We start from the raw sequence: 22,254 nt of genomic DNA on the forward strand, positions 1-22,254 counted from the left end.
AATATTCAAAGGGATTTTGGATAGCGCACAGGACAATCTATACCTATACTCTACCTGCTTTGGTAGGTAGAGCTAGGTATTAAAAATGCTATTGATCGCTATATATTAAATATAGGGTTGGGGTTTGGGGGTTTCTCAGGAGATCCATGCCCACCCTTATTAAAATAACTGACTATGATTGCCCTTTCTCCTTTTGTAAACAACCTAAAGACAATACACTCCCTACTTAAGAACAGCCTTAGAGTAGTGAGAATAATATATCAACCTAGAAATTTCTATTTAACCCATATATCTCCTTTTATTATACTATTTAAGTGTAATATATCATCTACAATGCCCATTGCATTGTCCATAAAATGACGATTATCCTATGTAGGTAAAACTATACTATACCTAGACATAAAGCTATTGTAGAGTATTGATGCGCTCTACAACATATACTATTTATTAACCAACCTTTTAAAACAATAAGCCTATGACAAAAGGCTTGGAAGGTAAGACGTAAATAAGCTTAGGATGCAAATTGGACACTTGCTATTGGGCTTTCTTATGTAAAAAAGTTAGAGGTACTTTGAGTTAAACGAAAGATCACAGGTTACAAAGTATCTCACAAACCTAACTTCTTCTTTTCAAGCCAACACCAACAACCAAAGCTAGCGCATTGAGAAAGCTAACCTCAACGCCAAATGCATTTCTATATCTATTCCTTTTCCGTTCTTTCTCATATTGGGAGAGCTGAGAAAGATGTAAGAGATTAGGAATAGATTACAATTAACCCAAAACAATGTCTTTAAAGCCTTTATCTATTCTCTCCCCCTTTTGCTTAGGTAATTAAAAAGCCTTGTAAATGTTGTGGCCTAATACAACTACAAGCGTATAAAACTAAAGACTAACCTTTTAATAGTATCAAAAAATTATGAAATCAAATTTTACTCCACTCTATGGATATGGCGTAGCTATGGCTTTACTCAGCCTTTGCTTTTCCCCTAACCTACTCCATGCTAACACTATCCCAACTAGGATAGAACAAGAACAACAAAAGGTAACCATAACTGGAACCATTAAAGACTATAATGGAGCATTACCTGGTGTTGTTGTACAAGTAAAAAACAAAAACACTGCTACCATCACAGATGTAGATGGTAAATATTCCATTCAAGCATCTCCTTCTGAAACCTTAGTGTTTTCCTATATAGGATACAGTGGTCAGGAAATAACTATTAACCAAAAACGAATAATAGATCTAGAGCTACAGCAAAACTCTCAAGAATTAGAAGAAGTAATAGTTAACGCAGGATACTACTCTGTAAAAGACAAAGAAAGAACAGGAAGTATTGCTAGAGTCACAGCCAAAGACATCGAACTACAACCTGTTACAAATCCCTTACAAGCATTACAAGGGAGAATGGCAGGAGTAGATATTACTCAGGTCTCAGGAGTACCTGGAGGAGGAATGCAGGTGGAAATTAGAGGCAGAAATTTCTTAGGAAATAAATCCGTTCAGAATTCTCCTTTATATATCATTGATGGTGTAGTAATACCTTCTGAAAATCAAGGTTCTGATGCTGGAAATCTAAATATAGGTTTATTTTTCAAAGGGGTTTCTCCTCTTAATAGTATTCCTGTTTCTAATATTGAAAGTATTGAAGTACTAAAAGATGCCGACGCGACCGCTATTTATGGATCACGTGGTGCTAACGGAGTAATACTAATCACTACTAAAAAAGGGAAGCAAGGAGAAACTAAATTTACAGTATCTTCTTCTGTAGGGTTTAGTAAAGTAAACAAGTTCATGGAGCTAATGAATGCTCAAGACTATTTACTTATGAGAAAAGAAGCTTTTGCAAATAGTGGTCTTACTACCTATGGTCCTACAGACTACGATATCAATGGAACTTGGAACCAGACAAATTCGATTAATTGGCAAAAGAAATTAATTGGTGACACTGCAGTAGATAAAACAATTTCATTAGGAATTAACGGAGGAAGTGAGCTTTCAAGCTACAGTATAAACTTAAGCCATAATGAAAGCACTACAGTTTTTCCAACTGATAAAGGATACAAACGAAATGCTGCACTTATTAATTTTAGCCAACGAGATAGAGCTAATAAACTCAACGTAAATACATCAATAAATTACTCGAATCAATCCAATAATTTACCTATTTCAGACCTAACCTCTCAAGCATTCCAACTATCTCCAATTTCCCCCGATTTATATATGCCTAATAAAGAGCTTAATTGGGAAAATGGGACATTTCAAAATCCTTTAGGTGCATTATCTAATGTATACGAAAATGACATTAATACTCTTAATTTAAATTCTACTTTAAAGTACAACTTAAATTCTTATCTAAATTTTACTGTTAATGCAGGTATCAACTCGGGAAGTTTTATTGAGCAACAAATTGTCCCACATACTTCATTAAATCCCTTCCTGGGACTATCGAGTGAGTTTTCAGCTAATGCTAGAAATGTCAGTAAAACATCGTCCTATATAGTTGAACCACAATTAAATTACACTAACAGTTGGAAAAGACATTCTCTCAATCTTCTAATTGGTACTTCTTTCCAAGCAACAGATTACAATCTTTTAAAACTACAAGGCTCCAATTACTCATCTAATGCTTTTATCCGAAATATTTCCGCTGCAAAAACAAAATTTATTTATTATGATATAAGCTCACAATATAAGTACACCTCCTTCTTTACACGTATTAATTATATGTACGATAGTAAGTATATTGTAAACTTGACTGCACGTAGAGACGGTTCTAGTCGTTTTGCATCTAATAATAAATTTGGAAATTTTGGTGCTATTGGAATTGCATGGATTCTTAGCAAAGAAGAGTTTACTAAAAATTGGAGATGGCTATCCTTTGCAAAATTACGAGGTAGTTATGGTATAACTGGAAGTGACAACATAGGTGATTATGCCTATCTAGACACCTATAATATAAATAACAATTTGTATGGAAATGAAGTAAACCTTGAGCCATCAGCTCTTTATAATCCAGACTATCATTGGGAGAAAACTACAAAATTTGAAGCTGCTTTAGAAGTAAGTATATTAAAAGAAAGGATTAATACAACCTTAGCTTACTACAACAATAGATCTGGCAATCAACTTGTTGGCTACACTCTTCCTAGTACAACAGGATTCGACAATATTACTTCAAACTTCCCTGCAATAGTGGAAAATTCAGGATGGGAGTTTACTATAAACACGATAAATATTCAAACTAAAAATTTTAGTTGGCATACCAACTTTAATATCTCTCTTAATAAAAATAAGCTAGTCTCCTATCCAGGTCTTCAAGACGGAACCCAGAGTAGTACTTATATTATTGGTAAACCATTAAATATTGTAAAACTTTATAACTACGAAGGCATAGATCCTGTTACCGGATATTACACATTTACAGATTACAACGAAGATCAAAAACTTACTACCCTTGATAGACAAATTATAAAGGATTTAAACCCTAAGTACTTTGGAGCACTACAAAACAGCTTAAAATATAAAAGCATTCAATTAGATTTCTTATTCCAGTTCGTTAACAAAAAGTCTAGAAATATAAACTCTACTTCCGGTACTGCTCTAGGTACTGGTCTAGTAAACCGACCTAAAGAGTATAATGACAGATGGACTCTTGACAATCCTAATGCTAAATATATGAAAGCTATCCATTCATCAACTGCAAATAATTCTTTAATAACTCCTTTTAAAGATAGTAATGCTGCTGTTTCCGACGGGTCATATATACGCTTAAAAAACGTCTCTTTAACCTATGAGTTAAATCTACCTAAATATGGGGTAGACTCTATACGTCTATATCTTCAAGGTCAAAACTTATGGACAATAACTAATTACCTAGGAATGGATCCTGAATTTACCACACTAGGATTTTTACCGCCTCTTAAGACCTATTCATTTGGCTTACAAATAACCTTCTAAAAACTCAAGACATGAACATATTTAAACAAAAACTAGGCTTCAAAACAATTCTTCTGATATTGGTAGCAACTTGGCTCACATTTAGCTCTTGTCAGGATTTAATTGAAGTAGATCTCCCTGATGATAAAATTAATCGAGAAGATATCTATAATGATTTGGCAACCACTAAATCCGCTCTAAATTTCCTTTATACCAGAATCAGGGATACTCCTCTATTTTCTTCAGCTGTACAAGGCTTATCTATAAATTTAAGTTTATACACTGACGAACTTATTTATTACGGGTCAACTAATAATCCGATATTCTTAAACAGTATTGATGCAGAAGTTCCGTCATATACAGAACATTGGTGGAATAATAGCTACAAAGATGTTTACGCTATAAATGCGTTTATAGAGGGAGTAACTAACTCATCCTCCATAAAGGAAATAGATAAAAAACAATTGTTAGGAGAAGCTTACACATTAAGAGCCTTATTCTATCAAACTTTAACAAAGCTATTTGGAAACATTCCTTATACCACAACTACTAATTACCTTACTAATACAACAATTAGTAAAACTAATTATGCTGATGTCTTAATACAGATTGAAAAAGACCTCCTTTTAGCTCTTGATCTATTAGATTACTCATATAGAAATGTAGATCGCATTTACATCAACAAAGCAGTTTCAGAATTACTTTTAACAGAAAACTATCTTCTACAACAAAGATATGACTTAGCAGAGGTATATGCGCAAAACATTATAGATAACTCTACATATCAACTTGAAGATAATCTTGATTACATATTTTTAAAAGATGCCAAAAGTACTCTCTTACAAATTAGTCCAACTAGCTTACCACGAACAACAGACCAAGCAAACTACTATTTATTTACAAACGCCTCAGTTACATCCGCTTTGAATCCTGACTTTTATGATACATTTCAAAACTCAGATTTGAGAAAAACTAACTGGATACAAGATACAGTAATAAACGGAGTAAACTATCACCAAGTATTCAAATATAAAAACAAGCTAAACAATGTGAATGAACTTGGTGTTTTCTTTAGATTAGAAGAGGCATATTTTTATCTAGCAGAAGCACAAGTTTATCAGGAAAAAATAGTAGAAGCGATAAAAACGCTCAATAAGATTCGTGTAAAAAGAGGCTTAGCAGGGCTTTCTTTAGGTCTATCTAAAGAAACGTTTATAACAGAATTACTTATAGATGCTAACAAAGAGTTTTTTTCTGAATCGGGCCATCGCTTTTTTGATTTAAAGCGCAATGGAAGAATACAAGATCTAGCTAATTCAAAATCCACTTGGAAACCCTATAATGATCTTCTTCCAATTCCACAAAAGCAAATACTTATAAATAGAAATCTTTTACCTAACAATCCAGGATATTAAACTAATATAAAATGAAAACTATAATCAACATAATCCCAATGTTATTTGCAGGCCTACTACTTTCCTGTACAAATTCTATAGATAATAACTTAAGAAGCAATCTAGATGGAACTATCACTATACAAGGGAGAGTCTTAGTAGAAGGCACAAATACTCCGCCACAAGGTATCAATACGCTAAATATTACTAATCGATGGATAGACTCTAATAAAGGGGAAAATGAAATGGCATATATTGACAAAAAAGGTTTTTATAGAATCACAATACAGAAGGGAGACACTTTAAAATTAATGCCCAATTACTTAATTTACAAAAAGCGTATTCATAAGCACACAATTACTGACTTACATAAAAATCAAATCATCAATTTTACAGTACACCTAGACAGTACTGTATACAAAGAAATAATTCAGAAATCCCCTAACTCAAAAAAGAAGTTAGATAAATTATTAAATAATATAAATCCGAATAAATTGATATCAATATCGGGTACAGTGCTAAATAAAAATACAGGTAAGCCAATTGTAGGCTTACCTATTTCGCCTATTTCTATAGAGAATGCAAAAGGACTTGGTTCTTTTAACTTGACTAATGAATATGGTCAATTTTCAATAAGAGTTCCACAAAATATAAGTGTTGGCTTTAACACTCTACATGAAAACAGAAGTACTTATGTTACTGCAAGTAAAGACACCATTCTAACATTAACCCTATAACTATGAAAACTATAATTATATGCTTTCTTATAGTATTGAGCACCTCAACTATATTTAGTAACACACAAAGTAATGGCATTGAACCAAACCCCTATTCAATAGTAGGATCTATAATATCTCCTGATGGTAATTGGCTTCTCTATTCTAAACTGTATTCTAAAACACAAACTCCAGGGGAACTACGCTTAATTAATACAAAAACCAAAGAAGAGTTATCCACTACTTATCCTAGTAATTTATTTCAAAATCTATTAAAAGAGGATTTAGGTATATATAAAGTAGATCAATCCATCTACATTGTGGATTTTACAAAACCTGATTTTAAGGAACAACGAAAAGACATTATAAAATATGACACAGATAGAAATCACAACTTATTATATACCCTAAGTAAAGATGGTAATTTAATGATTGAAAAACTTTTAAAAAACAAAAAAAACACAGTATTTCAAGCCATTAATGTCAAGAAATATTTTTTAAATATCCCTAAAACTTTCCTTATATATCAGGAAAAAGGTGATGCTAAAAACATATTTGCAATAGACTTGCAAACATTTAAAAAACAATTGTTAACTAGTATTGATAGCGACTTACAGACACTTGAATGGAATTTATCTCAAGATGCTATTCTATTTAATTATGAAGACAGTAACAATCAAATGCTTATAAATTTAAAAGATCAAACTATTAGAAAAATCGAACTCCCACTTGGGCAATATTCATATTTTGAAAAAAGTTTCTATTCTAATAATGATATATTAATTAAATACAATATCAGTACAAATGAAAAATATCCAGAAAGCGAATACTTAGATATTTGGTCAAGCAATAGTGGTTCTATAATAACGACAGATTATGAACCGAAGTTCAAGTTTAATTATTATGCTAAGATATATAAATATGATAGTGGACAGCTTATTGATTTAGAACGAGACAGATTCAAAGAGTACTTGCCAATTCCTATACCGAACTACGTGGTTTATTTTAATTATTTTGAAAATCAAGATTTTCTACATACATATGAGAAAAACACTTATTATATTGAAAATATTAAAACAAAGAAAAGCACCTTTCTGACCAAAGTTAGCCAACTTCCAATTTTTGCTTCTCCAGATAACACTAAGTTATTATTTCAAAAAGAAGACTCTAATACTTGGGAAATTTTGGATCCAGAAACAAACATAAGACTTATCATTAACCATGAACAGATTTATTCTAAACCTCCTCAGTGGTCGAAAGATGGTAAATTCATTTACTATGTAAATAATAACAATTTAAATAAATTCGAAATAAAAACGCAGAAAACTACAAAGCTCACTCACTTTACAAAACCTACAATTATAGAAATTGTAAATGATTCTGTAGGTCCTAGCAGAAGATCTTTAGTAGATAGTACACAACCTATCTTTATTACTGTTGAAATAGAAAATAAAAAAGCTGTATTTAAAATTGATAAAAAGAATATAGTTAACATTTCACCATTTAGTACAAACAATTTACCAAACAAAGACCAAATCCGCCAAAATATCGATAGCCATAATAAAACTATAGTATTGAAAGAGGAAAACTACAATTTACCACATACATTATTCATTTCATCTGGTAATAAAAAAGAGCTATTACTAAAAAGTGAGTTAGAAAAGGAATATAATTGGCTAAGAAGAAAAAAAGTCAGCTTTAAAGATAGCAAGGGCAAAGATCTTGAAGCTTTTTTATATTACCCTAAGAACTTTGACCCTAGTAAAAATTACCCTATGATCACACGAGTATATACATCAGCATGGAAATCACTTGGAGCAAACAAATTTATACCTTCTACTCTGCTTAATGGAACTGGTTATAATAGAACATTATTAAATGAACTGGGGTACTTTGTTCTTACGCCTGATACGTATATAGACGATAGAGGTCCTGGTTTAACAGCTGTAGATTGTGTTGAGAGTGCAATTAATGAAGTATTACGAATAGAGCCCGCAATTAGCAAAGATAAGATTGGTCTGTCTGGGCATTCCTTTGGTGGTTATAAAGCAAGCTTTATAGCAACACAATCCAAGCTATTTGCGGCTATTGAAAGTAATTCTGGAATACAAGATTTAATTGGTAGTTATACCTATAAATATAATAATGCACGTAAACTACCTGAGTATTCGCGAGTAGAAAATTCTCAATTTTCGATGAAGCAAAGTTTTGCAGAAAATCCTCAAAAGTATTATGATAACTCCCCATTATTAAATGCACATAAAATTAGAACTCCTATTCTACTTAATACGGGATTAGAAGATGAAAATGTACATTGGGAACAAACTAGAACTATGTTCTGGGCTTTAAAAAGGTATAATAACACACAATTTGTAGCTCTTTTATATAATAATATAGGGCATGCATTTAATCAATATCAAGAAAACGAAAAATTACAAGCCAAAGACTACACAATGCGTTACTTAGATTGGTGGGACTATTATTTAAAAGATAATAAGACAATTAAATGGATAGATGATGCAGTGAATCCATCCAAAATATCTGCTTCTTTCTTAAGTTTTAGATAAATATAAGGCGCTCAAAATAGAGCGCCTTCCTTAATACGTTATTAATCTAATTCGAACAGTGGACGTATTACTCCCAAACTATCCTTTCCGTAAGCTTGGGTTAAAACGTTATTAATCTCGATATAACACATTTCATCTCCCTCATCTAAACTGCAATGATCTGCTGTTACTCCAATAGCCTCTGTATAAACCAAAGGAGAAATCTCATAATACACAATCCCTGTGTATGGTGTTTGAGCAAAATTATCAGATGTAAATTCGGCCTCAGTCACTACATCATTAGTCACGTTACTAGCACTTAAAGTAAGTGCACCTAAACCTAGCATCGCAAATACCGCTAATGGTAGGAAAAGGCTTTTAAACATTTTTTTCATCGTTGATAATGTTTTAATTAAAAGCTTCTTTTCAGTTAACTATTAGAAGGTTATATTTCTGTGTTTGTTGATCCGTTATAATGTCAGCCTATTTCTTAGACACTTAGATCCTAATACATACAAGATGTAACTGTGAAAAAACCTTTGAAAAGCATCACATAAAGAAGCTCTTAAACTGTTAATATTAAACTTCATAAATTTTGGTCTAAGTGTCTATAACTTAGCTTTAGGTTAAACAATCATTTTTAAAGTGAATGGATTCAAAATCCAAGCATTTTTCCATACACTTTTTCCTTATAATAAATAGAGAACTTTCCTGTAATAGAACTTACCATAAGTTCCTGGTCCCCCTTTCTCTATTTAATACTATATACATCTGTATTCAATATTATACTTTTCTTTTCTAGACCTGTAAGCTCAAACGCTTCCTTGTTTTGATTTTCCTTCACAAAGCAGTCACTACACTTCTATCTTTATCTTGCTTATATATCATATTTACTATAAACCAGATCTTTAGTCTAACTATAGAAAAAGCTCATCTAAACTAGGCAACCAATACGCTAATAGCAATACGTATTTTCACCTATTTTTCACATAGATTCTAAGCTACCTCTGTACTTATTTTTTTTTCTTTTTGAAGTAGGTAATGTCTTATTTACTTATATCTATCCGCTAGTAAGTAAGACTCTTTGATACATTCTTACATCAGATTGAGCCTTCTATTACAATGAATTATCCTACCTCTTTTAAAATAATAGTAAACAGACTTTTATATATTACTCACTATCAATATATTAGCATCACTATTTTGTTCAAATACTTTACTAGGAGTGAGTAACCTAGTAATTAGTATTTTTAAAGAGCGGCATACTGTCTAAGATAATTACCTCTAAGCCTATCCGTAGTTCACTTCTAGCATTTATTTCTTATTTAATATCTTGCCGCTTTTTTTGAATAAACAGTAGCGCTTCACTTCTTCCTAGAGAACCATGGCCCCAGTATAGAGGTATCTAGCCTTATCACTTCAGCCGCTGCTATACTTTGTATTGAATTTCTCTTTTAACGCTAGATAGATACCTTAATACTATACTTCTTTTGAAAAGTAGATTTATAGTTTTCTGCTGCTATCTATGCGCTTATCTCAAGAAATAAGAGAATATTTCATAGAAAAATTACTGTCAATTTATTTTGTAATACAACTTATTATCAATACCTTGGGTGTAATTCAACATGAATTTTTCACAAGACTTTTTTAAAAGAGTCACATTAAGATTTAATAGGGCGGAAAACTAACTCATTTCTGCCCTAATTTTTTTTTATTAAAAGCAGTAGCTTTTGATAAAATGTTTATATTTTTTTGTTTTCTACTGTACACAACCCCACCTTTTTCACTTTTCTCTGCAGCATTTTACCCTTAGGTTTATGCTTTACTTAGTTTAAGCACTGTGTTTATTTTACGTTTTACTTAGTTTACACTTAGCTTTTGTGTATAATTTACCTTTATCCTATCTATCTATTTATTACTTTAAATAACTTTCAAAAATTGTCATTATATTAAAACAAAAACCATAAATTATTGCGTATGTAGCTTATTTTCAATACCTTGCAAGTGTATTTGAAAATAAATTACTCATCAACTCAAAAAGTTGTAAGGGGGTGCTAGTACTAACAACAAGCTAACACCCCTTTTTTTATTACTAGAACTCATTTACGCCTAGACTTAACTAGTAGCTAATAGCTTACAATAAAAACCTTATTATTTTTTTATTACTTCTTCTATTATACTAGGTCAGTTTTACCCCGTGATATTACGAGTTTGGTAATTTCAACTATCTCTTTAGCTTTTATTTTTGTTCTTGGTTCTATGGGATCTTTCAATTCTAGAACACTTCTGTAACTTACTTTTGTAAAATTAAGTGGAGAATTAAGTAAAATCAATCCCCATCTTTCCAAGTTTTTATCTTTAAAAATGGGTATTGACTTTGTTGTTTATTTTTTGTAAATTAAGCCATCGAACACCAATTTAGAGCTACAAAATACGCTGTACACTCTATATCCCCTAGCAAACCACGTTACGGATTCATTTGCTTAAAAATCAATTATTTAGCTTTTTACATTAAGGAAGGAAAATACAATTAGAAACTAAAAAAGACTTTTTTAGATCAAGTGATAACTATCCTTGTATTATTTCCATAAAAAAACCACCTATTTCTAGGTGGCTTATAGTTACTTAATACAACTACCTCTTTGTAACTGAGGTATGAAATATGTCCAATTTCAAAGGGAAACTTTCCCTTATTAGCCTTTTAAGTACCAAGGCTGTGATACCACTTTAATCATAAGGAGATTTATTGCTTTTGTGAATAGTTTTACTCAAACTGTCAAGAGTTATAGAAGGCGGTTTTGTAGGTAATAATTTATCTCCTAATTCCAGATTATTCGGATCGATATACTTAAGCCGCACTGCTAACATTAGCATTTCAGCTGTATTACTTACATGCCATTTTTCGTAGATACTCTTTTTATGACTAGATACTGTATTTTCACTTATTCCTAATTCTGCAGCGATCTCCTTGCCAAGCTTTCCCTTAGCAAATTTACCTACAATTATAATCTGTACAGGGGTCAACACTTGTACTTTGTTTTTCAAAATATCTCTGTTTACATTCAAGAAATCGAAAGCATCTTTAGAAAGATACCATTTTCCTGAAAAAACATCCCGAATTGCAGAGCTTATAAGTAAGATACCTTCGGATTTAGGTAAAAAACCTTTGACACGTTGGGCTAAACATCTCTGCTTTACATAGAGAAACCTAAGAGAAGTAAATACTAACACTTCGGCTTGTGGTAAAATTTGTTGTAAATCACTTAAAAGCTCCAACATCACTTTATCTGGCGTTCCATATGTCCCAACTTCTACAATAATCACATCAATAGAATACTTACTGTGGTTTTGTAGAAAATCTGCACCTGTTTCACTGTGTAAAACAAGCTTGATGTCCTTTGTCTGATCTAACATGTATTTCAAGCTAGCTAAGTCAATTGGACATTCTTCTATTACTGCTATGTTAATCATAATTACAAACGTATTTGAAGAAGGATGTAATTGGTCTTTCCTTTATAACCATGTTCCATAGTGGTGTTCAACTCCGCTAAACGCTTATCGATACTATCTAATCCCAAATAACGAACAGGGGTTAAATCCAATAAATCAAAACCATACTCCAGCTCATCAGGGTGTATAATATCGTACAGGTCATCATCATCATCCTCTTCTTCTGGATTATTTCTCTCGTGTATAAAAGAAAACTCCTCTCCATCAAAACTAATATGAATCTGTAAGATTCCCTTATCTTCTGTTAATTTAATTTCCACGTCCATGGCATCACTTACATTACAGATATTGCGTAGCAACTCCGTGCAGAGTTCTGCTAAAGCCTTGCCATGATCGATATTGCTAAATTCTAAATTGGAATTGTTTATTAGAGTTACATCTACAGCAGTGTCGGTCTCTACTTCTTCTAAGTAACGCTCTAAAATATGTAGAAAGGGATTCTTTCCTTTCTCTACTACATATTTCTGTAAAAGAGCCTCTCTTAGTTCTTGGTGTTTAACCACTACAAAACGAGATAACATTTCAAACATATCTAGGCGCTTTTCTTTATTCATACCGCCTTTAATAAGTATCTCTAACTCACTAAAAATAACATGAATAAAGTTGCCTATAGATATATGCTCCTCCAAAAGGTGATCATTACTTACCTTTGCCTTCATGTGTTTTAGTTTATCGCTTAAAAACCTCTTTTTGCCAACCAGTTGGCCAGCTAATTGTCCTATTAGAAATGCAATAATAAAATGTTGCACTAATAATGCATAAATAATAAAATCGAAAAATTCCATAAAAAATCTTTTTAAGGGTCAAAAATTAGAAATCCAAAAACACGGGGGACTTTGCTTTTTGATTCCCTTTCAAGAAAAATAGCTTACTTTACAGTTGTAAGCCATGTAAAGAATACTCTTTACATAAATTAAGCCTAGCTATGGCATCAGATCCACCATGGCTTTAGAAACAGTTTATAGCCTCTATAGATAATAGCAAAGCCTCTCTTGAAAGAGAAACTCATCCTATCATTTTTAAGCACAGAATAGGATGCTAAAAAACTCGAGCTATTCATTAAGACTAGTTTTTTCATAATACAAATAACTTAGAAATTATACCTATGTTTTAACAAGGTAAAACCTGCCCATTACAAGCCAGGTGAAAATCATAAAATTTCCCTGCAAAGCCACTATAAAGGCTTTTTAGAAAACCTGTGAAAATAATTCTCGCAAATTTCGGAACTATTTACCATTTAAAACATACCCTTTTTAGGGTATATTTAGCATATTTATGGAAATATTATGTTATTTAATAAATTCATCCTTCAGCACTGCATTTTAGTAGTAAAAATTATATTTTAACTCAATATCTAGCAATTTGAACAAACACTATTCATTAAAATTATACATATTAGTACATTTTACCACTATGACCTTCCAAAAATAGAAACAACAATTAGGAAAAAACTGTTAATTTCATGGATATATTTACATAAAATAACATTTACATTCTTATCATTAAACTTTAACACATTAAAAACCAATAAGATAGTGGTTATATCAAATATAACTATTATTTTTACATCGGTGAAAGTAAAATAACTAATGGGGTTTTATTATTCACAGGCATTAAATCTTGTTGTTTCCAAAAAAAAGTAACAATGCCAGGTGTTGGAGTCATCTTTCCAGCACCAAACTTAAAAAAATAAACCAGTAGGGCTAACTGGTTTATTTTTTCTTTTGTCTTTCAATATAGTTACATATATCTATCACAAACTAAATATATACATTATGGATTACAAAAGTATATTAAGTCAAATCGATGACTTTGAGCATCAATGCCTTCTTAGTTCACAGCCTGGAAAATCACCACATAAAAAAATCAGAAACTTTATAAAAGATAAATACACTCAGATGTGGGTACATTATCACCAGAAGGGATTCGCAAATCAAGAGGAAGAGATCTTTTTCTTCAAACACGTTAAACCCGCTATGGTTAGTAAAATATTCTTTTATAATTCGATCAAAGAAATAGATAAAGGATTTGAAAAAGTACCCGAAGAACACAAAAACACCTATTACCAGTCCATTTACGACATTATCTTACAAGAGAAGAAGACCTTAATTAAACAATGGGAACACTTTGAGTATTATAAAAGTGGTCGCACTGATTTAGATTCTCTTTATTACACCTTGAATAAAGGTATATCTATCTACTCTGTAACTTACTCTGGGGAGATAGAACTGCTTAAGAATAATTCCACCGATTTTTCTACATTATTGGAGCTAAATGCTACCTGTCATTTATTGTTTAAAGAAACTTTAAAGCACCTTCGAGGCAAACTACTTAGCATTCCTAAAACTCAAAACCAACCACAGCCTAACGCCATACAATGAACACATTCTAAGGCAGCACTAACCGAACTAATCTACGCCATTTATATAGCAGGCGCCGTTGACAAAAAACACACCTCCATAAAAGAGCTATCTGAGCGGTTATCTGAAGTATTTAATATCCCCTTGCCCAATATTCATCATACCTTTTTTAGAATGAAAAATAGAAAGTCCAGCCAGACTACACCTTTTTTAGATCTACTAAAAAAAGAACTTGATGAACATATTCAAAAAAACAATCAGTAAAACTCAATCTATAACTTTCCTAGCTACATACAACACCTAGCTACATACAACACCTAGCTACATACAACACCTAGCTACATACAACACCTAGCTACATACAACACCTAGCTACATGCAATACCTAGCTACATGCAATAACAGTAGACTAAATCCTTGTTGCTTATAATCTCCTACATAAGTAATAAAAAAACTAAATACAGAAAACATAATAAATTAACTAACTAACCTATTAAGACGCACATTTAAACAGAGAAAAAAACAAACTACAGCAGAAACTAATAATTCAAAAAGCATTGTAAAAAAGATTAAAATAAAAATAAAAGTACACAAAAACATAGCTACAAATAGATTGTTTTCATCCAAGCAAATCTTCTATACTAACTATATCTTCCAATATCTTTAGAATAATAATTACACATTCTAAAACACAATTACTCACTGCTACTTAGGCCCTTATGACAAAAATGAGCTAGTTAAAAAAGACTAGATTTAAAACTAATTACCCAAGCCTGTTCCAAAACATAAAAGATTGCTTTGATATCTTTAAAAAGGGGAATTGACTTTGCTCCACTTCTTGGACTACTTAACCTTGAAAATTAGACTCCGATTTTTTAAATACGTTTTACATAAGGATTTCTCCTAACTATTATTTTTACTATATGACTATATTCTCACGTGATACCCTTGGGCTTCAGCCCTTGCCTTTATAGTAAAATAATGTAATACTCTTTCAATAATTCAGGATCTTTACTTTGTCCTTATAACTACAAAGGCATTACAAGTAGCTCAATACCTTCCAATACTTAAAATCCCATGGTAGTTTAATTACTACAAAATCCACTATGTAAATTTCACTTCAAATCCTTTAAATAAATTTAACAAGTAGCTTTTTTAAAATGAAATAGTTTTTTTGTAACCTTTTGGCCCTTCACCTACCCTAATTAGGTATAAACAATTATTTTTTTGAAATGAAAAAAGCAATATTAATTTTTGCCTTCTTAATAGGGGTAGTTACTGTAAAGGCACAGAAGATAGATTCTGATTCAATGCAAATAGCAAACACGATAGAACAAGCAACTTGGATAAACACCCCCAAAATACTGGAATTAAACCGTTCCATGAGAGATTTATGGAGCGCGCATATGTATTGGACATTCATTACGGTAGATGCCTACTATAATGATCCAAAAGGTTTGAGTGCTAAACTTGCATCTTTATTGCAAAACCAAAAAGACATCGGCCAGGCCATCGTACCTTACTACGGACAACAAGCTGGTGAGCAATTAGCAGAGCTTTTAATCGAGCATATCCAATAGCATATCCCAGTTTTGCAAGCCACAAAAGAAAATAACTCACAAGCCTTAGATAAAGCTGTAGCTAATTGGTATGCTAATGCAAAAGATATTGGTAGTTTCCTGGCCTTAGCCTATCCATAGAATTGGTTTGCTTAGCAAACTCAAAGTGTATTAGAAATGCATATTACCCACACGATAGACTAGTTCGTTAGTATACTAAAAGCAGATTATACCCAGTCCTTAACTGGCTTCCAATAGGCATTGTATCATAAGATAGACCTTTCCGATATACTTACCCCGGGAATAGTAAACCAATTTCCCGACTAATTCTAATTAATATCTAATTCTAAAAAATAAATATATGAAAACGCTAAATAAAACTCAGTCATTGAAACAAACTTTCAATTTATTAAAATATACCTTCACAATTGTACCTATTGTAGCCGGATTAGATAAATTTGCTAACTGTTTAACTAATTGGCAACAATATATTAGTCCTACTGTAATAGATTTAATGCCATTCTCTTCCTCATTATTTATGCACATTGTAGGTGTTATTGAAATCATTGCAGGTATTATTGTACTTGTAAAGACCCAAATTGGAGGATACATAGTTGCAGCTTGGTTAACACTAATAGCATTAACTTTACTACTTAATTTTAGTTATGTAGATGTAGCTGTTCGCGATCTTGTAATGGCAATTGCAGCCTTATCTATGGTAAGATTATCTAAACTTGTGAAATAGGCATGAAACAATCTGAAAAATTAACAGAAACAGAAATCATCGAACGCATTTTAAAAGGAGAAAAATCGCTTTACGAACTTATCGTAAGGCGATTTAATCCGTATTTATACAAAATTGGCAGATCATACAATTACAATCACCAGGACACCCAAGATTTAATGCAGGAAACTTTTATTGACGTCTATAAAAGTTTGGTGCAATTTCAAGCACGTGCAAGTTTTAAAACGTGGATTATCCGCATTATGATGAACAACTGTTATCGAAAAAGAGAAAAATCAAGTTTTAAAAATGAAATTATGCAAGATGCAAACGAACGCTCAATTCCATTGTTTACTACCAAAAACAACGATACCGATAAAATAATTCACAATCGCGAACTGGCAAATATTATTGAAAATGCTCTTGCTCAAATACCGCTAGACTACCGCATGGTGTTCTCATTAAGGGAAATAACTGGACTTAATGTATCGGAAACCGCAAAAATTCTTAATATCAGTGAGGCTAACGTAAAGGTTAGACTAAATAGAGCAAAGTCAATGCTAAGAAATGAGATTGAAAACTCTTATTCCACTAAGGAATTATTTGAATTCAACTTGGTATACTGTGATGCTATAGTAGAAAATATAATGAAAAAAATAGACAAATTGTAATTAAAAAAACACGAGTTAAAGATGAAAATATATCATAATTATCAATGTAGTAAAAGCAATTGTGCACTTGAATTAATCAAGCAAAATGGCATTATCCCACAGATTGTTGATTATTTAAAAACCCCTCCAACTAAAGAAGAGCTAATAAAATTACTATCCATGCTAAAGCTCAGTCCAGTGGAAATTGTGCGAAAAAATGAAGTAATTTTTAAAGACAATTATTCGGAAAAAACTTTTAGTGATGACCAGTGGCTAGACATTTTATTATTACACCCACAGCTTATTGAAAGACCGATAGTAGTAAAGGATGGAAAAGCGGTTATTGCCCGACCTTCGGAGCGATTATTGGATTTGTTATAAAAGATATTTACATGTTTTTTTTTATAGACACTATTTAATGTAAATCAAAAAAACATATAATATTCTCATTAAAAGGCACATTATCAAGAAGTAAAAAGAGTTATCCATATCCTTGGAAATATCGATATAAATAATTAACTACCTGAATTTTTTCTCTTTGTAAATAGTAGATATTTGTGCCTTTGTCTATAAACTATATTTAAAATTAGCTATAACAAATCCCTTTTCTATTATTAAAGAGCCTATTTTTATCTTACTGTATTCTTTTATTTTTTCAGTCTATAGCATAATCATTCAAGTAATGCAATCATGCTAGTGTACTTTGTTTTAAAACAATCAAGCTCAAGCTTTTGTATTATATTTTCGCTTATATTAGAACCTATTTTAATTATACTAAAAAATATCTCTTTCGTATTTGCAACCTAAAAGCCATACTCTTTCCAACCTGTTTACAATGCTATCGACTTATCATGGAGCAATGCCCTGTAGAAGGAAATGTTAGTAAGCTACAGACCTTAAAGAGATAAATAATTAGCAAATGTTTTATATCGAACTATTAGAGACAAAATGGTTTATTGAGCTGATTAATCATCAAAAGTGGAAAAAGAGTCTAGTCCGACCGAAATACCCTTTTTAAATCTACTTGTCAAGCCTGTAACTTGAATCTATATTAAAAGAATCTTTCTTACAGATAGCCTAATTACCTAATCAGTTACACAAAGGCATAAAATTACATAACTAGTCAGGTAAAAAAATAAGGCTGCCTATTTTTTAGACGGCCTTATTTTTTATAATACTATTGTCAATACTACTTTAGAGCACCTCTAAATATTGAAACTTTCCTTTCTGTTTTCTTGATGATCTTTATACTTCAACGTATAGGTTACATAAGGAGAGTCTACTCCATCTGCTTGATATTCATAGTTTATACTTTGTGCTTGAATAACTATATTTTCTCTATCATCTTGAAAAACTATCTTCCCATATTTATCGTAGATTTTAAAATCACTGATAGTAGCTTTGTCAACACCATATACCAAAATACCATATTGTAATTTTCCAGTTAGCACTGTCCCTTGGGCTGTTCCTTCAAAGGTAGGATTCCCCCATACTCTATAAAAAGCATTTACTAACTCTACCTCTAAGACATCTTTTATACTAGGGTCTTTTTTACTGAAAGCAGTAATATAAACTTTCCCTTTCTGCCCTTTTGAAGTTTTAACTAGCCCATTTTCGTCCACTGTAGCAACACTTGGATCAGAGGAAGAAAATCCTAGTAAAGAGATATCAGCATCTCTAGGTTCAGTAGACACGTATAATGGATACTCTTCCCCATTTATAACTTGAACCCCCGAAGTAGATCCTGTTATGGAAACATGTGTTAAATCTCCTGTGATGATCTCTACTTGTAAACTTCCCTTAATCCCATTAGGAGCTGTAACAGTAATTTCAACTATACCTAAGGATATTCCCTTTACCACTCCGTTTTGATCTACTGTAGCAATATTAGGATCAGAGCTAGACCAAACTATCCCACTTGGATCACTACCTTCTGGGAAAACCGTATAGTGAAATTGGTATGTCTGATTTATCCTCACTTCATTGCTAGGTAATCTCTGCTCAATCCATAGATCATCTAACGGTCCTCCTGAGACCATAATAGAAATATGTTCTCTTATGGCGTCTTTATCCTTTACGTGTATTTGTACACCAGTTAACCCATTTTTTAAAAAAGTAATAACTCCATTTTGCTCTATTGTTGCATGTCCATTGAAATCACCACTCCAAACTAAGTCCTCCATAGTAATATTCTTTAATTCTAACAACTTACTAAGATCAAAGGTAGGGGTCTCACTCATATCTACATAAATAGTACTTTCTAAAACTTTTATGCTTATCGGTAGAGTTACGATCCTTAACGTACTACTTTTTGGGGAGTTTTTAAGCTTTACAGTTATAGTCGCCTCACCATCCGCTATCACTCGTAGTTCTTCTTTTTCAAGCTCTACTACCTCTTTATTGCTATTAGACCACTGTATATCGGCAACATCTACTTTGCCTATAATATTTATCTGGTCTAAAAGATTAATTGTATCAAATAGCTTTAACTCCTTTTCACTTGTTTTAAATACTACTTTACCTTGTATATCTTCTACTTTATCATCTTCTTTAATACTACTGTCGTCCGAGGAACAATTCCATATAAAAAAGGACAAGAAAAGCATAATAATAATTCTAGTTTTCATTAATGGTTGATTTTATTTTAAAATATTAATTTTTGTTTTTTATATTCCACTTCTTCGTTTTGCTCTAATTTATAAGTAATATAAGGTTCTTCTACTTGATCTAATAGAAAGCTAAACGTATGGGTTTTATTGTTAAGAGTAAAACTAACATCCTCAAATCCATCCTTAATTAAATCCCCTTGTTTATTATAGACTTTTAACTCACTTATCTTATCGTAAATTTGACTCTCAGAAGTGGCATATAAGCTTATCAAACCAGAAACCTTATTATCCTTTTGTACACCATCTAATCTAGCCGAAATAGTAAAGCGATAAAAGCGATTCACAACATCGAAGGTAGCTATGAGTTTATTTTGTGGATCTGCTGTGCGAAAAACAGTAATATTCACTTTTCCCTCTTTTCCTTTTATAGACTTTATAATACCCTGGTTATCAACAGTAGCTACTTGGGGATTATCTGAAATATATTCTAAATCATCAATACCTCCTTCGCCTATATTACTCAAAACTGTAATAAATCCAGTATTTCCTGAGATAAGATCTGTCCCATAAAAATCTCCCTCTAGTCGCAGATCTCTTAGCTTGGCTTCTCCTTTTACCGTTATACCTATTCTGTCAAAGACTCCACTTGGAGCTTCTACCGTAAGATATCCATCGCCCTCTCCCACGCCAGTGACTAAACCGGTTTGATCCACTGTAAAAACATCTGGCGCAGAACTACTCCACTCTAGTTTTGTTATCTCTGTCAATTCTTGTGGCCATACAAGTGCACTATATTGGAATTGATCGCCAATTTTCATAAATGTTCCAGGATGCTCACCTACTAACTCTATCTGTCTAACTCCTACATCCTTTATTTTTAATACAATCTTTGCCTTAATAGAAAAATCACTTACTCCTGCATGAATTTCAATTTCTCCATCTCCATTAATAAATACTACTCCATTATCTACTGCCGCTTTTGACGAATCACTGCTTTTCCAATGTATAGAATCTAGTGAGGTATTTTCAAAAACTAAAAACTCTTTTAAATCTAACTCTCGAGTTACTTGACCATCTATTTCTAGAGACTCTTTGGTAAAAGAAATTTTTGCTTCTTTTGGTGGATCTACCTTTACTAATAAAGAAGTAGATACCCCTGATTTTTTATCCTTTACACTAACTTGACTATCTCCTGGTTTATTCGCCATAATAGTAGTTGCTTCTATTGTCACAACCTCTGGATTACTAGTAAACCATTGTAAATCATCTACATCGATATTTTTCAGGGTTAATTCATAAATAAGATTAACCTTCTCATCCACTAAAAGGGTTAGTTCCTTATTTTTAAACTCCAAAAGGTGGCTGGGGTTTTTATCTTCTTCTGATTTTGAATTATTATCATCGGATGAACAATTCAACAACAAAAAAGACATCAATACAAACAGTATTCTTTTCACACTCATTTTAAACTAATTGTTATAAATTATTTTTTGTTAAATTTAGTAAAAATACCTGCGTGCCAAAAGATACTTTTGGTTAATATTTCTATTTCGCGGAGTCTTATATTCTAACGAAACTTAAAAAAATACATATTAAGGAGTTATAATTTTTTAACTGCATTTATTTGCAGACTCCTATTAATAACTTGCTACTAATGTGAAGTGAATTCCAAAAATGTCAAGGCCTTATAAAATAGAAAAAAACATTTTTTTTAAAAAAGCACGCTATTATTTAAAATAAAGCTTAAGTATAATTAAGCAGCATTGCCATTTAAAAGCAAGCAGTGAGTCTTTTGTGTACCTATCCCACTTTTAAATAAAAAAATCTGCCTAGTTTCCTAAACAGATCTTTATATAAACTTCTATATATTGAATTTTATTGTCCTGATTAATCTACCTCCTATAGTTACTTGTTTTATAGCTTTGTCCATACCATCATTAACTAACACATGAGAAAGTGTATTATTTCGCAAAAAAGAAAGATAGTTTAAAAAGCAATGGGGCTGTCTCAAATGAGATAGCCTCTTTTTTGTACTTTTAAGTAAAAAACACCATTATAATTATTTGAATTTCAATCTAATATACTTAAATTAGTATAGGTAATTCAAGTAAATATGGCAAAACAAGCACCACGTTATAGACTTTACGATCAGAATCAAATGAGTTTGATTCCTCATTCTTTGGAAGATTTCATTCCTGCCTTGCATCCAGTACGCATTGTAAATAAGGTTATCGATGAATTGGACTTAA

13 protein-coding genes and 1 pseudogene are annotated in these 22,254 nt (G+C 31.7%); 9 read left to right on the forward strand and 5 right to left on the reverse strand.

The window, feature by feature from the left end:
* Positions 1 to 916 precede the first annotated feature (916 nt).
* Genes ACYSNX_RS11165 through ACYSNX_RS11180 form a run of 4 tightly spaced genes read left to right on the forward strand, consistent with a single transcriptional unit; the run spans position 917 to position 8,614 of the window.
* Positions 917 to 3,958: a SusC/RagA family TonB-linked outer membrane protein gene (locus tag ACYSNX_RS11165; protein WP_461754752.1), complete on the forward strand. Its 3,042-nt coding sequence runs from the start codon at positions 917 to 919 to the stop codon at positions 3,956 to 3,958.
* A gap of 11 nt (positions 3,959 to 3,969) precedes the next feature.
* The gene (locus ACYSNX_RS11170; protein WP_461754753.1) at positions 3,970 to 5,352 is read left to right on the forward strand and encodes a RagB/SusD family nutrient uptake outer membrane protein; all 1,383 of its coding nucleotides are present in this window, start codon (positions 3,970 to 3,972) and stop codon (positions 5,350 to 5,352) included.
* A gap of 11 nt (positions 5,353 to 5,363) precedes the next feature.
* On the forward strand, positions 5,364 to 6,068 hold the full coding sequence (locus ACYSNX_RS11175; protein WP_461754754.1) for a hypothetical protein: 705 nt from the start codon (positions 5,364 to 5,366) through the stop codon (positions 6,066 to 6,068).
* Positions 6,069 to 6,070: 2 nt separating this feature from the next.
* Positions 6,071 to 8,614, forward strand: a complete 2,544-nt coding sequence (locus ACYSNX_RS11180; RefSeq protein WP_461754755.1) for a S9 family peptidase — start codon at positions 6,071 to 6,073, stop codon at positions 8,612 to 8,614.
* Between the two features lie 41 nt (positions 8,615 to 8,655).
* Here the strand turns inward: ACYSNX_RS11180 and ACYSNX_RS11185 are convergent, their stop codons facing one another.
* The 3 genes from ACYSNX_RS11185 to ACYSNX_RS11195 form a co-directional block, all read right to left on the reverse strand.
* Positions 8,656 to 8,988, reverse strand: a complete 333-nt coding sequence (locus tag ACYSNX_RS11185) for a hypothetical protein (protein ID WP_461754756.1) — start codon at positions 8,986 to 8,988, stop codon at positions 8,656 to 8,658.
* Between the two features lie 2,332 nt (positions 8,989 to 11,320).
* Entirely contained in the window at positions 11,321 to 12,064 is a 744-nt protein-coding gene (locus ACYSNX_RS11190; RefSeq protein ID WP_461754757.1) for a response regulator transcription factor, read from the reverse strand.
* Between the two features lie 2 nt (positions 12,065 to 12,066).
* Positions 12,067 to 12,888, reverse strand: a complete 822-nt coding sequence (locus ACYSNX_RS11195) for a hypothetical protein (protein WP_461754758.1) — start codon at positions 12,886 to 12,888, stop codon at positions 12,067 to 12,069.
* Positions 12,889 to 14,001: 1,113 nt separating this feature from the next.
* On the opposite strand from ACYSNX_RS11195, the pseudogene ACYSNX_RS11200 reads away from it, so the two are divergent.
* The 5 genes and pseudogenes from ACYSNX_RS11200 to arsC all read left to right on the forward strand — a co-directional run bounded on the left by ACYSNX_RS11200 (position 14,002) and on the right by arsC (position 17,777).
* A pseudogene (locus ACYSNX_RS11200) lies at positions 14,002 to 14,727 on the forward strand (RteC domain-containing protein).
* A 968-nt stretch (positions 14,728 to 15,695) separates the two neighbouring features.
* Positions 15,696 to 16,043 carry a hypothetical protein gene (locus ACYSNX_RS11205; protein WP_461754759.1) on the forward strand — a complete coding sequence of 116 codons (348 nt, stop codon included), beginning with the start codon at positions 15,696 to 15,698 and terminating at the stop codon, positions 16,041 to 16,043.
* A 340-nt stretch (positions 16,044 to 16,383) separates the two neighbouring features.
* Positions 16,384 to 16,767 carry a hypothetical protein gene (locus ACYSNX_RS11210; RefSeq protein ID WP_461754760.1) on the forward strand — a complete coding sequence of 128 codons (384 nt, stop codon included), beginning with the start codon at positions 16,384 to 16,386 and terminating at the stop codon, positions 16,765 to 16,767.
* A 2-nt stretch (positions 16,768 to 16,769) separates the two neighbouring features.
* Entirely contained in the window at positions 16,770 to 17,417 is a 648-nt protein-coding gene (locus ACYSNX_RS11215) for a sigma-70 family RNA polymerase sigma factor (protein WP_461754761.1), read from the forward strand.
* Between the two features lie 21 nt (positions 17,418 to 17,438).
* Positions 17,439 to 17,777, forward strand: a complete 339-nt coding sequence (arsC, locus tag ACYSNX_RS11220; RefSeq protein ID WP_461754762.1) for an arsenate reductase (glutaredoxin) — start codon at positions 17,439 to 17,441, stop codon at positions 17,775 to 17,777.
* 824 nt (positions 17,778 to 18,601) lie between these two features.
* On the opposite strand, the gene ACYSNX_RS11225 is transcribed toward arsC, so the two are convergent.
* Both ACYSNX_RS11225 and ACYSNX_RS11230 read right to left on the reverse strand, forming a co-directional pair.
* Complete coding sequence (locus ACYSNX_RS11225; RefSeq protein ID WP_461754763.1) at positions 18,602 to 20,023, reverse strand: Ig-like domain-containing protein; 1,422 nt, start codon at positions 20,021 to 20,023, stop codon at positions 18,602 to 18,604.
* A 17-nt stretch (positions 20,024 to 20,040) separates the two neighbouring features.
* Positions 20,041 to 21,468, reverse strand: a complete 1,428-nt coding sequence (locus ACYSNX_RS11230; protein WP_461754764.1) for an Ig-like domain-containing protein — start codon at positions 21,466 to 21,468, stop codon at positions 20,041 to 20,043.
* Positions 21,469 to 22,254: the final 786 nt, after the last annotated feature.

This window comes from Myroides sp. LJL115, assembly GCF_054871665.1.